This window comes from Catenulispora pinistramenti, assembly GCF_018274385.1.
Lineage (GTDB): Bacteria > Actinomycetota > Actinomycetes > Streptomycetales > Catenulisporaceae > Catenulispora > Catenulispora pinistramenti.
Map to the genome: position 1 here is coordinate 14,904 of NZ_JAAFYZ010000051.1, position 15,507 is coordinate 30,410.

Genomic DNA, 15,507 nt, shown 5'->3' on the forward strand with positions numbered 1-15,507 from the left:
CGCCGTCTGGCTCCCCGCGATCAGCATTGCCTGGAAAAAAGGTCTACCTAGTTAACCACGAGCTCTGATATAACTTCGCTGCCGGTGATCTATTAGAACGCTCATACGGAGTTGCCATGGCCCACCATGCACCGCAGCGCGTCAGCAAACGAGCGAATCGCACAGCCCGGATGGTCAGCCTGGTGACGGCGATCTCCCTGGCCTTCGGGGCGATGGTCCTGGAGACGGTCACGGCGATGCCAGCCATAGCCGGGCAGCAGATGCCCGACACTCCGTCGCAGCAGTTCGGGACGGCCGCTGACAAGCCGCATACGGTGCCTGCGTCGCAGACCTCTGCGAAGGGGGGCGCAGTCTCCGGCAATCAGCGTCCTGGCCAGGTCAAGGGTGCTGTCTCTCCGTATACTCAGCACCCACGCGTCGCCAAGGCGCCCGTCTCCTCCGGCTCCTCTGAGCACAAGGCGGGGCCGGCGACCGCCGTCAGCAAACCGGTGGCCGGCTTCAACCCCGCTACCAGCGTCGAGCAGCCGCAAATGGGCTCGGCCACGTCAGTGGTCTACAAGAACGCCGACGGCACGTACACCGCCCAAGTGCACACCCACCCGATAAACGCTCGCCGGCCGGACGGCAGTTGGGCCCGAATCCCCACCGCGCCTGCTGGCTTCGCCAAGGGCAAGGTGACCAAGGGTGGCGAAACAGCGAACGCACAGGCGTCCGGTGATCCTGTTGGCACACCCGGGGCCACAGCCGCGACGTACGTCGAGTCTGGTGTCAACCAGAGCTTCATCGGCAACGGTGCCCTCTACGTCGGTCAGTACCAAGGCAACGACTACAACTCGTTCCTGCTGTTTGCCAACTTCGGTACGCAGTTCGCGAACGCCTACATCGTCGGCGCGACACTGGAGCTCGACACTGAGTACTCGGGCACGGTGGCCGATCTGTGTTCGGCGCAGCCGGTGGATGTCGCGCCCGTGACCGACACTTGGAATCCGGCCACGCTCAGCACCTACCCCGGTCCGCCCTCGGGCCCGTCGATCGGGTCATCGTCGTTCGCAGCTGGTGTGAACTGCTCCAACGGCCGGCAGTGGGAGGGGATACCCCTTCAGACCTCCACGTTGATGAACTGGGCGCACGGCTGGGCTCCGAACTACGGCTTGGCGCTGACGGCTCCGTCGACCGCCGAAGCGGCTAAGGAGTTCTACGCCAACGATCCGTATCTGGGCATCACCTACACCCCCAACGGGGAGGGGGCGTCCTATCAGGAGCTCACCTACGCGTCGCCGTGGAACAACAAGGCGGGCTGGGGCCAGGTCACGGTCCAGAATCAGGGTTCGGCGACCTGGACACCCAGCAATGGGTTCGATCTGTCCTACGAGATCTACACCGTGAACGGTTCCACCAAGACCCTGCTGACGTCGGCCTCCGCGACCCCGGTAGCTATGCCCCAGACAGTCGCCCCCGGTCAATCGGTGACGGTGACGGCTTCGATCCCGGCGCTGACTCCGGCTCCGAATTATCAGATCTGCTGGGACATGGTCAACGGCTCCACCACGTTCTCCTCGCTAGGCGTCAACCAACCCTGCTACTCGCTGCCTGTTGTCAACAACCCGCCGATCATCGATTCCTTCGTTCCCGGCAACAACGCCAACGAGTTCGGCCTGACTCCGACGCTCGGCGTGGCGGCGCACGACCCCGACAACTATCCCGGCACCGGCCTGCAGTACTCGTTCAACCTGTACTCGACCACCTCGACGACCCCCATCGCCACGGCGAACGCCCTGACCACCTCGACCTGGACTGTGCCGGCCGGCAAGCTGTCGTACGCCACGACCTACTACTGGACGGCCCAGGTCAATGACGGCGTCACACCTTCACTGTGGTCCGCTCCCGTGTACTTCACCGTGGCTGCCGCCCAGCAGCCGCTGCTGACCTCTCATCTGGGCGCGGCGCCCCTCGATTCCACCATCAAGGGCGTCGACCCCGCCGTGGGCGACTATTCGACGACTGTGACCGACGCGGATGAGTCCTCTCCAGGCCTCGGGCCGCAGGCGAAGATCGATCGGACCTACAACAGCCTTTCCCCGGAGACCGACGGAGCGTTCGGCGCGGGTTGGTCGTCGATCCTGGACATGCGGCTCACCGCGGACTCAGACGGATCTGGCAGCATCGTCGCCACTCTGGCCGACGGCCGGCAGGAACGGTTCGGCGCCAACGGCGACGGCACCTTCTCGCCGCCCTCCGGCGTCGCGGCCCAACTCACCGCCGCACTCCCTGGCCTCGGGTCCGGATACACCCTTGTCGACCAGTCCGGAACCCGTTATGTGTTCAACGGACCCTCGACGGATCCGGTGACCGGTGAGGCCAGCTACTTCCTGGTTCGAGCCTGGGACCCCAACGGCCACGGCTTTGACCTGGAGTACGCAAACACCACGTTGACCCTGCCGTCCGGTCAAGCGGTGACGTACGGCCTGCCCAGCATCATGCTTCGCGAGCTCGGCGGCCAGAATGGAACCAACGGCGACACCATCGGGGCCGCGGTCTCGGGCGATCTCGGCGGGCTCGTGTTCACCTGGGGACTGGCCCAGGTGCCTTCCAGCACGGGAGCGATGGTAACGGTCCCGCACGTTGTCGGAGTGGCCATCAACGGGGCGCCGTTCAGCATCGGCAATCTCACCGACCCATGGACGTATTCCTATGGCGCCGGGAACACCTTGACATCCGTGTGCCCCCCTGCATCGGACACCACGACATCCACTTCCTGCACGGCCTACAGCTACACCTCTGGCGCGGCCTCCGGTTCGCACTTCGCCTCCATGGTCCTGGACTCCAACCCCACCGCCTACTGGCGACTGGACGATCCCGCCGGCGTGACGGCGGCGGCGGACAGCGTCGCGGTCAACGAGGGCTCGATGAACGCGGTCCCGTCGAACGTGACGTTCGGCGGATCCGGCGGCCTGGCGGGATCGCCGGCCACCTCGGCTTCCTTCAACGGGACGTCTTCGTATCTGACGCTGCCCTCGAACCTGATCGGCGCGAGCGCCAACCTGAGCGTGGGCCTATGGTTCAATACCACCCAGGCTGGCGGCACCTTGTTCTCCTACCAATCCGCCCCGCCCGGTACCGCGACGTCGACGAACTTCACCCCGGCGCTGTACATCGGCACGGACGGCAAGCTGCGCGGCCAGTTCTGGGACGGCACGGCATCGCCGATGACATCGACGGTGGCGGTGAACGACGGAAAGTGGCATTTCGCCGAGTTGGTGGGCGCCCGGACGAATCAAACCCTTTACCTCGACGGCGCTCAGGCGGCGACCCGGTCCGGCGGCCCCATCTCCACCTCCGGTACGCCCTTCACCACCGTGGGCGCCGGTGAGCTCGCCGGCGGCTGGCCAGCCGCGCCGGCCGGAAACGCGCTGGGCTACTTCGCGGGCCGGATCCAGGACGTGTCATTCCTGCAGCACCCGCTCGGACTCCCACAGGTGCAACAGGAATACGCCTCCGCGACCATCGCCGCTGCGGTGTTGAAGGGGACCACACTGCCGTCCGGCAACACCCTGAACGCCCTGAACTACGACCCGCTCGCCGACCGGGCCACCAAGATCACTGACGAGGACGGCGGCAGCTACAGCTTCAGCGTTCCCACGACCAGCGGCTCGGACGCCTATTACCGCGGCGCGGCGATGGCGACCCGACCGGCGTTCGACTACCCGATGACCGAGCCATCAGGCATTGTGGCGACCAACACTTCCGGCACGGACAGTCCGGCCGGACCCTCGACCGACGGCACCTACAACAATGTGCTGCTCGGTGAGCCCGGCATCTTCGGCCCCAATGGGGACACCGCAGCCGGTTTCGACGGCAGCACTTCGTACCTGTCGCTGCCACAAGGCGCATTCAACGACACCACCGGTAACGCCACCGTGATCGCGTGGTTCAAGACGACCACGGCCGGCGGTGTGTTGTTCTCGTATCAGCAGGGCGCTATCGGTTCGGCTCCGACGAAGTACACCCCGGCGCTCTACATCGGTACCGATGGCAAGTTGCGGGGCGAACTCTGGGACGGTGCGGTCTCGCCGATCGCATCCGTGAACGCGGTGAATGACGGCAACTGGCACTTGGCCGAGCTCGCCGCGACAGGAACCGCGCAGACGCTCTATCTGGACGGCGTGCCACAGGGCAACAGAACTGGAGGCTCGATCGCCGGCCTCGCGGAGGCCAGCGGGAAGACCATCGTCACGGTTGGGGCAGGGTACGTCAGCGGCTGGCCGAGCGCGCCCGCCGATGTTCAGGGCCACTTCAACGGGCAGCTCGCGCAGGTGGGTGTTTATCAGGTGGACATCGACGCCACCACGCCGACCGCGGCCGCCAGCCTCTATCAGGCCCGCGGGTCCTCGACCGCGCTGAGCCCGACGACGACCGAGACCGTGACCGAGCCGTCAGGAAAGGCCGACACCTACACGTTCGACGCGGCCAACGGCGAGCGGCCGACGTCCTTCACCGACTCTATGGGCGACACCACCACCTATGCGTACGACACCCTGGGATTCCAGGACGGCATGACCGACCCCGACGGCCACACCACGAGCCGCTGGCACGACTTGTTCGGCAACGTGCTCGCTGAGACCACCTGCCAGTCGACCGCATCATGCCAGACCTCGTACTTCAGCTACTACGAGAACGCCTCGAATCCACTGGACCCGTTGAACGGCAAGGTGCAGTACGCCGCCGACGCGCGTTCCGGGCCAACGGGAACAGCGAACCCGGCGTACCGCACGTCGTACTCATACACGCCGAACGGCAGCATCGCCTCGGTGACCATGCCACCGACATCGGGCTTCCCATCGGGGCGGACCACCAAATACACGTACTACGCCGGCACTGAGACCTACACCGGATCCGGCGGTTCGACCGAGACCGAACCTTACGGCCTGGTTGCCACCGTCACCGACCCGGCCGGTGCGGTGACCAAATACACCTACTACGGTTCAAATGACTGGGGTGCCGCCGGTCAGGTGAACGAGCAGATCGATCCGTCGGGTCAGGTCACCTCATACGGCTACGACGTCACAGGCCAACGCACCAGCAAGTGCGTCACCTCTGATACCTATCCGCTCGCCTACAGCACCGGTCTTTTCGGCAACACGATCATCAACTGCCCGGAGGAGTGGGACTACGACTTCGATCCGCAAGGCAGATTGGCCGATAGCACTGCCCCGGCGAATACCGACGCGGTCACTGGTACGACGCACACCCCTAAGGTCACGTATACCTACGATCCGGATGGGAACGTCACCCAGGAAGCGACCGCCGACACGACCGGCGGTGATGCCACTCGAACCGTGGTCACCGCCTATGGCAGCAACGATCGACCCTCCAGCGTGACTGATCCGGATGGCAACAAGACGACCTACAAGTACGACGCCTACGGCAACAAGACCACCGAGACCGGCGCCACCGGCAGTATCTACCAATACGCATACACGCCGACCGGGCTACCGCTGACCACGACACTGACCAACTACACCGGCGACCCGACCGCCCCGAGCGCGTCCGCCCCCTTGGTGCTGGACTCACGCGCCTACGACCCGGCCGGACGGCTCGGCAGCGACACCGACCCGATGGGCCGTACGACCGCATACACCTACTACGACAACGGCCTGGAAGCCACGGAGACCAGTGCTGCTGGCACGCCGAACGCTGTGGTGGACAAGGCCTATACATACGACGCGGCCGGGAACAAGCTCACCGAGTGCGACGGACAGACCTCTACCGGATGTACGCGGCTCACGACCTACTCGGTGGATGCCGATGGCCGGCCCGTGTCGTCGACGATTGATCCGAGCGGCGCGGATCTGACCACCACGGACCACTTCGACGCTGACGGCCGGGTGTTGGAGCAGATCCTCTCCGGCGGCGGGCAGAGCCGTCAGACCTCGTACTCCTACGACGTCTCAGGCAACAAGGTCGCTGCCGCCACCACAGTCGGTACCAGCGGTCCGGCCGGGCTCTGGCCGCTAAACGATGGCGCGGCCACTTCTGCCGCAGACTCCTCCGGCGGCGGCAACTCCGCGGCTGTCACTGGGGGCGTCAGCTGGGGCGCTCCGGGGTCGAGTTACGCAGCCTTCGACGGACAGTCCGGGCAGGCCGCCACTTCCACCGCGGTCGTCGACACCACCGGGAACTACTCCGTCTCGGCATGGATGTACCTGTCCAAGACCAGCACCACGTCCGACTTCACGGCCGTGAGTCAGGACGCGGGGACCAATAGCGCGTTCCAGCTCGGGTACAACCACACTGCCAACTCATGGGCCTTCACCGTGCCCGGCAGTACGGGCACGAACACTCCCACGACAGAGGTCGCGGCGGGTACCACTCCAGCTCAGACCGGCGCCTGGACCCAGGTGGTCGGGACGTACTACTCGACCACCGGCACGCTGACCCTCTACGTCAACGGCGCTCAGATCAGCCAGGCCGGAGCCAACAACCCGAACGGGAGCTTCACCCCTGTAGCCAGCACAGGCGGCACAGTCCTCGGACGCGGTCAATCCGCGGGTGCGCCATCCGCCTTCTTCCCCGGCCGGCTGCGCGATGTCCAGATGTTCAACCGAACTCTCAGCTCCGACGACGTGCGCACGCTCTATCTGACAGCGACCGGCCTTTCACCGTCCGACGGCGGCCTGGGGTGCACGGCCTGGTGGCAGCTGTCCGACGGCGAGACCGGGACCGCGCAGGACAGTTCCGGAAGCGGGATGCCGGCTGTCTTGTCCGGTGACAGCTATTGGAGCGCGGATCACGGCGGTGCGCTGGTAACCGACGGTACCTACGGTGGCGGCGCGGCCACGGCCGGTCCGGTGGCCCAGACCGGCGGCAGCTTCTCGGTCTCGGCGTGGGTCAAGCCCGCGGCCGGCGGGAGCGGCATCACCACGGCGGTGGCGCAGCAGGCGAGTCAGGCCTCTGGGTTTGCCCTGGACTACAGCCGGTCCGGCGGGACCTGGTCCTTCGACCGGCCTCTGACCGATGGCTCGGGGCCGACAACAGCCTCGGCCGCCTCCACCACCGCACTCGGTGCGAACTGGACGCAGCTGGTAGGGGTCTACGATGCGACCTCCGGGTCCATGACGCTCTATGTCAACGGAGCGGCGCAGGGTACTGCCGTCGACAGCACTCCGATCGGAAGCGGCGGGCCGCTGGACATCGGGCACGGCTTCGCCGCCGGCGCTGCGACGAACTGGTTCTCGGGCGAGATCGGCGACGTCCAGGTGTACAACCGGGCGCTGAGCGCCTCCGATGCGTCCACGCTGTATAAGAGCGCCGCGCCGGTCGGCAACAGCGCGTCCACGACCACCTGGACATACGACGAACGCGGATTCCCCACAGCCATGACGGATCCGCGGGGCAACGTACCGGGGGCGTCGAAGGCCGCCTACACCACGACCTACCAGTACGATCCACGGGGTGAGTTGACTTCGACCATCGCGCCGACTGTGGCCGCCGAGACCGGCGGCAACCCCGCGACACAGGTCAACCCTACGAACCTGACCGGGTACAACACCTTCGGCGACGCCGTGGAGAGCAAAGACGCACTGGCACAGATCGTCTCGTCGACGTATGACGGCGACGGCAACATGCTGACGGTCGCCATGCCGACCTACACCGCTCCGGGGGCGACGGCACCGGTCACCCCGACTGCCAGTTACACGTACGACGGCATGGGCCGGACCAAGTCGGTCACGGACCCGATGCAGAACGCCACCAGCTACCTTTACGACCAACTGGGAAATCAGGTACAGGTCACCGAGCCGGGCTCAGGTGTCTGGCACAGCTCTTACGACTACGACGGCGAGCGACTCTCCGTCACCGATCCGACCGGTGCCCAGGTCCAGGCGACGTACAACATGCTGGGACAGCAAAAGACGTCGACTCAGGTGGAGCGAACGCCGACGGCGGCGGCCTACACCACCCAGTTCGGCTACGACGTTCTCGGCCGGATGACGTCGAAGAGCGACCCGATGAACGACACCGAGACCAGCGCGTACGACGCCATCGGCAACGTGACCTGGACCAAGGATCCGATCGGGAACCAGACGCAGTACCAGTACAACCTGGCCGGGCAGCAGACGAAGGAGATCGCTGCCGACGGCACCGCCACGACAAACACCTACGACCTGGCCGGCCGGCAGACCGGTGTTGCGCAGCTGGACGCGAATGGGAACACCATCGCCTCGAACACGTTCGGCTATGACCCGGCAGGCAACCGGACCAGCTTCCAGAACGCGATGGGCGCGGTCACCACGACTGCGTACGACGCGCTCAACCGAGTCACCGGACAGGCACAGCCAGCCTCCGCGGGGGTGACGATCACCACGTCGTTTGGTTATGACGCTGCCGGGAACGCCACCCGCTACACCGATCCCAACGGCAATGCGACCATCTACACCTTCAACGCACTGGGCTTGCGTGAGTCGCGCATCGACCCGTCGGTGACCGGGCAGTCCGCGGCCTCCGACCGCACCACGACCGTTGCCTACGATGCCGACGGCCGGCCGACGACGACCACTCAGGCTGGCGGGGTGAGCATATCCGACGGCTACGATGTCGCTGGCAATCTGACGTCGCAGACCGGTGCCGGAGCCGAAGCGGCCACGATCGCACGTGCCTTCGGCTACGATGCCGTCGGACGGCAGACGTCGGTGTCCGCGTCCGGAAGCACCGAGACCGTTCACTACGACGATCGGGGTCTGCCTGTCTCGCTGGCCGGTCCGGCCGGTAACGCCACCTACATCTACGATGGCGCGAGCCGGGTCAGCAGTCGCACGGACGCCACGGGCGTCGCCTCGTTCACGTACAACCAGGACAGCCAGGTGTCCACGCAGGGCGATCCGCTCACCGGCGACACGGTCTCGTACAACTACAACACGACATCGCAGCTGTCGAAGATCAGCTACGGGACCAACGGCGCGACCCGGAGCTATGGCTACGATCCTCGGCACCAGCTGACGTCGGACACGCTGACCAACTCGGCGGGGGCCACCGAGTCCTCGATCGGCTACGGATACAACCTGGACGGGCAGATCGCCTCCGAGACGACGACCGGTACCGCGGGAGCCGGTACCAGTACGTTCAGCTATGACCAAGCTGGTCGACTGCAATCGCAGACCAGCGGTGGCAACTCAACGGCGTACGGGTACGACAACGCTGGCAACCGCACTAGCGCCGGCAACCTGACGGCGTCCTACAATGCGCGCAACGAACTGATGTCGGTCACCGGCGGTGCGAACACCACCTCGTACGCCTACACCAGCCGCGGCACGACGCTCTCCAGCACAACGGGGACGCAGACGACGGCGTATACCGACGATGCCTTCGGCGAGCAGATCACGGCGGGTTCGAGCTCCTACACCTATGACGGGCTCGGACGGCTGGCGACCGCGAAAACCGGCGGACGTAACTACACCTTCGCCTACAACGACCTGTCCGACAACGCGGTGTCCGATGGCAGCCAGCAGTACGCTCGCGGCGTCGGCGGCAGCGTGCTGTCGCAGGACTCCGTCGGCGCCGCGGCGGGCTCCGGCAGCTTCGTGGGTCAGAACCTGCACGGCGATGTCACCTCCGTGTTCACTGGAAGCGGCAGCACTCTGACGAACTCTGCCGCCTATACCCCGTGGGGGCAGAACGCTGCCGGCACGACTGGCTCAGACCTGGGCTACCAGGGGGGCTGGACGGACCCGGGCACTGGCAACGTCGATGCGCTGAGCCGCTGGTACGATCCGGCTAACGGCGCGTTCACCAGCCGGGACTCCAGCGAGAACGCCGCGAACCCGGCAGTCAACGCCAACCAGTACGCTTACGGCAACGACGACCCGCTTGCCAAGGCCGACCCGAACGGCACCGACGCCTGCGCGGCTAACGACTTCCAGGCGATCTGGGCCAATTCTCAGGCCGCGCTGGCATCCGAGGCCGCAGCCGGGGCCAGCTACATGCACGATCTGGCCGCCCAGTCCGCCGCCATAGTCGCCGCATCGGTGGCGCGGGCCCAGGCTGAGCAGGCCGCCGCCACCGCCCAGTTGGCGGCGTGGGAGGCGAACCTGCACAACCAGATGAGCGCAGAAATGGCCAGCGATTCCGCGTACTGGGATTCCCTGAACGCATACAATGCCGCGAGGAGCCAGGCCGCCGGAACAGCGCCCGCAGCAAGCACCGGAACCGCTACTAGCCAGTCCGGCTCGATAACATACGGGCCCCCACAGGTTTCCGTCGACTGGTCCCAGCTCTATCCCACACAAAACTTCTACCAATCTGGGAGTGCCAGCAGCAGCTTCTCCGGCGTCAACATGACCGACCTCTTGGAAGGAGGGGCAGTTGTGGCCGGCGTAGCCGGTGTCGCGGCCCTCACGGTCGCTACCGGCGGCATTGGCGACGCCATCCTGGGTACGTTGGGGCTCAGTGCGTTGGCCTCGGTGAGCAACTGCGGTGCTGGCGCGATACCCGCCCAGCCGAGCACTTCCCTATTCCAGGACAGTGCCAACAACAAACAGGTCCAACTTGCCGGCGGCACCGTCGCCGAGGACCAGACAGCCGCGCAGCAGCATGAGGCGACCAGTTCGGATCCGGAGCAGGATCCCTCCACAGATACGCTCACCGACCCCGCACCGATCCCGATCAGCCCCCGTACCCCCCGTCAGAGTACGGACCCGACGTGCCTGTCGGAGCGTCCGGAGGGCGCGGTCGACGACGACCGGCGGCCGGGAATGGGCAACGGGTGGATCCAATATTGGGACAGCAACAACAGCAACAAACGCTCCTCCGGAGCTACCGCCTGTTTAACTGGAGATCCGAGCAGCGCGCGGGGTACCGCCGCTACGGGTAACATCACGGGATGGACAGATGCTCAAGCAATAGCCAGAGGTAATGGACAAAACCCTGATAAGACTTTGGCCCGCTGTCACCTGATTGCCCGCGAGTTTGGCGGGTCGGGCACAAATGCGCGCAACTTGGCTCCTTGCTGGCAGCAATCCACGAATACTGGATACTTCAATAGTATGCGTGAATTCGAATTGGAGGTCGGTAAGTGGCTAACGGCTGGTATGGTTGTGGAGTACACCGTGATTCCCGAGTACAGATCAACAGGAAGCACGATCCCTGACGGGTTCACAATGGTTGCCGTAGGGTGGCTAAATGGTTCAGTTGCCGAAGTAGAAGGCGACTATGTCTTGAATTCGAAGCTGATCAATGGCAAGGTTGTCGATCTGGGTAACTGATGGGAGGCGTGCATGCACGAGACGGTGGCTGAGCTGGCCGGTCTTTTCGGCCAGCCCGGAAGGTCCGTAACCCCAGTACCATGGAACAATTCAATTTCGGAGGTTGGATTCGCTTTTCCGGCCGACTACCGAGACTTCGTCGACCTGTTTGGCGGTGGTCAGATACGTCACGAGCTTGCGGTCCACGTGCCGTCGGCTTGGCCTCAGGAACCAGGTGCACCGACTGGGTTTCGGGGTTTCGTTTGGGATACCGTCCAGGATGGTGGAATTGGTGACTACCTGGCGGGCCAGTACGAGGAGGGAAACCTTAAAGAATGCCCGTATCCGGTATACCCGGAACCAGGTGGACTCCTGATCTGGGGGAACACCTGGAACGCCGATCAGTTGTTCTGGCTGACTGACGGTGAGCCGGACGAATGGTCGGTTGTGGTGTGGTATCGGCAGTTGGCCGAGTGGGACCGCTTTGACGGAGGCTTTGGAGCCTTCGCGCTGGCGTTGGTCACTGGCGCGTATCCAATGGTCGACGAACTGTTGCCGCCGCGCAGCCCGGAGGTTCCGGACTGGGAGACAAGGTATGACTGGGATCATCCACTCGAGGGCATGGTCATCGAGGGATGGGAGCCCTCTTGACCTGGCGGTCGTAGGTTCGAAGTTGGCGGGATATTCCTGAGGATCCGCGCCGTTCGGCCGTTCGTGTGAACGATGCGAGCCCGCCGTGAGTGCAGAGCCTGGTCAAGGCTGACCATAAAGATCGGAGGTGTTCTCCGTGCGAGTTCCAACGCGACCATGCCAAGGACGCCGCCGCCTAGGAGCGTTCTGAAAATCTTGAAAACGCGCCCCACTTGCTCCGGTTTGCCCAGATCGGCTTTTCGGGGTAAAAGGTGGCGAAACCGGCGCGCCGAGCAAGATCTTCAGCAGTCTCCTAGGCCCTGTGGTGGTCAGAAACTCGGCCACCGGGGTTGACCAGGGCTGTTATGCGGCAGTCTCGTACTCGTTGATCAGTCCGCCGAGGACGCGTCTGCGGCGTATCTGGTCGACCTGGGCCGGGAACGGGATCACGTTCGGGTCGTCATCCGGGGCACGCAGGCTCAGGCCCTCGCCTTGGTGGCTGCGGCCGGCTTTGTAATGCGCGATGTAGTGGTCCAAGACGACGCCAAGATGGCGTTCGCCGCCGATCAGGATCCGGTCGGTGCACTCATGGCGTACCGATCCGACGAACCGTTCGGCGATAGCGTTCATCCTTGGTGCTTGCGGCGCGGTCATGATCGCGGTGATGCCAGTCGCGCTGAACACCCCGTCGAACGCGGCGGTGAACTTGGCATCGCGGTCCCGGATCAGGTGGGTGAAGCGATGCCCGGCGGCTTCCATTTCGGCGGTGAAGTCCCGGGCCGGCTGGGTAGCCCAGGCACCCGTCGGGTACCGGGTGACCCTGAGCAGGTGGACCCGACGAGTGGAGTGCTCGATGACAAACGCGACGTAGCGCCTGGTGAGGGTGACTGCACAGTCGATGTGAAAGAAGTCCGTGGCCAGGAGGGTCTGGGCTTGGGCACGCAGAAAGGCGCGCCAGGAGTCGTCGCGGTATCTCGGTGGCGGGATCCGATGGGTGCGCAGGACCTTGCGGATCGTGGCAGCGGCCGCGCGGTGTCCGAGCCGGCGCAGCTTGCCTTGGATCCGCACCGCGCCCCAGGTCCGGTCTCCCGAGCCATGGTGACGATCAGCTGGACGAGCTGGTCGCTGATCGGTGGCCGACCCGGCGTCTTCGGTTGGCGCCACTTGTTCGCGACTAGACGCCGATGCCAGCGAAGCAGCGTGCCCGGAGTGAGGATCCGGTTGCCGCGTAGTGCCTTGGGCAGGAGCTTCGACAGTGCCGCGAGTACCGCACGGTCGGTCCAGGCCAGCCTCGGCCTCGGGTTCGTCCGGCGCAGCACCGCTACTTCTTGGCGTAACACCAGTATCTCAGCGTTCTTCGATGCCTGCGATCGGACCAGCAGCGCCAGCCAGGATAGGAGGTTCACGAGGATCCGGTAGAGCAGACCGACTGCCACGGACCCCGATCATGCCACGGGATCACCCGAGGTCAGGCCCGTTGGCCGAATTTCTGACCAGGACAGGGCATTAGAGAGGGATGGGATGGGTACAATTCCGCGCCTGGAGCTCATTGATGAACCGTGGAAGTTCAGGGCTTACAGTGCCCTGTGTGGAGCTCGGTTGTCGCGAGTCGGGCTATTGGGTCAGTTTCCAGTAGCCCTTGAGCTGGATCGCTACCTTGAGACAGTGATGTCGCGGCTGGATTCAGATTTATCCGTTCCGGAGGAGTTGAAGCGGTTTCTCTACGGCTATCACGTCGACGATGTTGGGCGGGTGGAGTATTTCCAAGGTGCGTCCGTAGCGCTCTCAACGTGGTCGATTTCCAGCGTCGATGATATTCCTAGCGAGGCGCGGCTCGTCATGTTTAACTCGTTCAACGCATGGACGAGTCTTGATGCGTTCTGTGACGGTCCAAATCCACCGGGCATCAGGGGGGCGCGATTGTCGCGGGAGATTGATTTCCAGCAGAGAGATATCGAGGTCATTGCAATTGTGAATCCCAGTGAGGCGGAAATTTGGGGTAGCCTCCTTCGCGGTGCCTGGGAGAATGGTGGGGTCGTAGCCGATGATCTGCGCGGGTTTGCTCATGATAGAGGTTGGCATGTGTGACGCCCCGTAACTGCTTAGGAAGTTACACGGCTGTGGGCCGTGGGTGCCGAGTAAGTCTTGACCAGCTTGATCTTGGTAAAGGTGCCCTCCACGACCTGGCGCACAAGTGAGACGTCTGGCACACCCGGCGGCCCGCACTAGCGCCTCGCTTTTCTTTACCGACACACGTGTATTGAGTCATTCGAGGACATCACGTGATCGCCGACTGGCCCGAAATTCGTGACAGTTACGGGGCGGTGCCGGAGGGTGCGGCGTGCGGGCCGGACGGCACATCTCCCGGAGCCGTCGGGCCCGTTGAACGCCTGGCCAGAGTCCGGCGTCATCCTCCCGCTCGCGAACTCCATCGACGGTGACAACCTGCGCTGGCCAAATGAGGGCGACGACCCGGCACGTGGCCGCTGATCGTGTGGCCCCGCCATTCCGACCAGAGTCCGGCCCTGGAGAACGGCCTGATCGATACGCTCCTAGCCTGGCAGCGCGGAAAACTGCGGGACGCTGGCCTAGCCGGATTCGACGTGGACGACGACCCCTTCGACTTCGTCCGCTTCGAGGCGTGGGGCGAAGACGCCTTCGCCCTTTAGGCTCCTCGGTAGGAATACCTCAACAACCTGATGCATCGATCGTGCTCGATGGGTGGCTGTTCGTCAGTGCCCTTACTCCGCGTTGCATGCGGCGTTGCGGTATATCAAGATTCTTACGCACTGGAGTGACGTCGCCTGCCCCTGGTGCTACATCGGCAAGGCGCGTTTCGAGCAGGGCCTGCAGGCCTTCGCCCACAAGGACGACGTCGAGGTGGTCTTCCGCTCCTTCGAACTGGACCCGCAGCGGGCCAAGGGCGACACCGTCCAGGTCCTGCCGATGCTGGCGAGCAAGCACGGCATGAGCTTGGAGCAGGCCAAGCAGGCTGAGGCGCGGGTGGCGGCGAACGCTGCCGACGCCGGCCTGGGCTACCTGGCCGAGGGCCGGCACCACGGCAACACCTTCGACATCCACCGGGTGCTGCACTTCGCGAAGACGCGCGGGAAGCAGAACGAGCTGCTGGACCTGGCGTATACGGCGAACTTCGCTGAGGAGCGCTCGGTCTTCGACGACGACCGCCTGGTCGAGTTGGCGGTGAAGGCGGGCCTGGACGAGACCGAGGTGCGCGCGGTGCTCGCCGACGCGACGGCCTTCGCTGCTGATGTTCGTGCCGACGAGCAGGAGGCGCAGATGCTGGGTGCGAACGGGGTGCCGTTCTTCGTGTTGGACCGGAAGTTCGGCGTGTCCGGCGGGCAGCCGGCCGAGGTGTTCACGCAGGCGCTTCAGGAAGCCTGGGCCGCACAGGCGCCGGCGCTGAAGGTGGTCGGCGAGGCTGCGCCGGACGGTGCGGTCTGCGGGCCGGACGGATGCGAGATTCCGTAGCTGCAACCTCCTTGGCGGGGGTTGAGTGGGACCTCTGAGTGTGGTTGTTACAACCCTCACCGCGGCCTCGCCCTTCACCTGCCAGTGGTTGGATCAACGCTCACGCGTGGCGTGCCGGACCCTTTCTGTCAGTCTGATGTGAGATGCCCTGTTT

5 protein-coding genes and 1 pseudogene are annotated in these 15,507 nt (G+C 64.8%); 5 read left to right on the top strand and 1 reads right to left on the bottom strand.

From position 1 onward, the window contains the following. Positions 1–116 precede the first annotated feature (116 nt). Positions 117–11,255: a LamG-like jellyroll fold domain-containing protein gene (locus tag KGQ19_RS16925; protein WP_212010128.1), complete on the top strand. Its 11,139-nt coding sequence runs from the start codon at positions 117–119 to the stop codon at positions 11,253–11,255. Positions 11,256–11,267: 12 nt separating this feature from the next. Then, positions 11,268–11,885, top strand: a complete 618-nt coding sequence (locus tag KGQ19_RS16930; protein ID WP_212010129.1) for a hypothetical protein — start codon at positions 11,268–11,270, stop codon at positions 11,883–11,885. A gap of 342 nt (positions 11,886–12,227) precedes the next feature. On the opposite strand, the pseudogene KGQ19_RS51910 reads toward KGQ19_RS16930, so the two are convergent. Further along, a pseudogene (locus tag KGQ19_RS51910) lies at positions 12,228–13,300 on the bottom strand (integrase core domain-containing protein). Between the two features lie 85 nt (positions 13,301–13,385). Here KGQ19_RS51910 and KGQ19_RS16940 point away from each other — a divergent pair. From KGQ19_RS16940 to KGQ19_RS16950, 3 genes are all read left to right on the top strand, one after another. Then, positions 13,386–13,952: a hypothetical protein gene (locus KGQ19_RS16940; RefSeq protein WP_212010131.1), complete on the top strand. Its 567-nt coding sequence runs from the start codon at positions 13,386–13,388 to the stop codon at positions 13,950–13,952. Positions 13,953–14,356: 404 nt separating this feature from the next. Continuing rightward, entirely contained in the window at positions 14,357–14,533 is a 177-nt protein-coding gene (locus KGQ19_RS16945) for a hypothetical protein (RefSeq protein ID WP_212010132.1), read from the top strand. 94 nt (positions 14,534–14,627) lie between these two features. After that, positions 14,628–15,353: a DsbA family oxidoreductase gene (locus KGQ19_RS16950; protein WP_230418765.1), complete on the top strand. Its 726-nt coding sequence runs from the start codon at positions 14,628–14,630 to the stop codon at positions 15,351–15,353. The last annotated feature ends 154 nt before the right edge of the window (positions 15,354–15,507 follow it).

What these genes read in the sequence shown, in the direction of transcription:
- KGQ19_RS16940 (WP_212010131.1), top strand. Translation starts at nt 13,386, where the DNA reads ATGGGTACAATTCCGCGCCTGGAGCTCATTGATGAACCGTGGAAGTTC.
- KGQ19_RS16930 (WP_212010129.1), top strand. Translation starts at nt 11,268, where the DNA reads ATGCACGAGACGGTGGCTGAGCTGGCCGGTCTTTTCGGCCAGCCCGGA.
- KGQ19_RS16925 (WP_212010128.1), top strand. Translation starts at nt 117, where the DNA reads ATGGCCCACCATGCACCGCAGCGCGTCAGCAAACGAGCGAATCGCACA.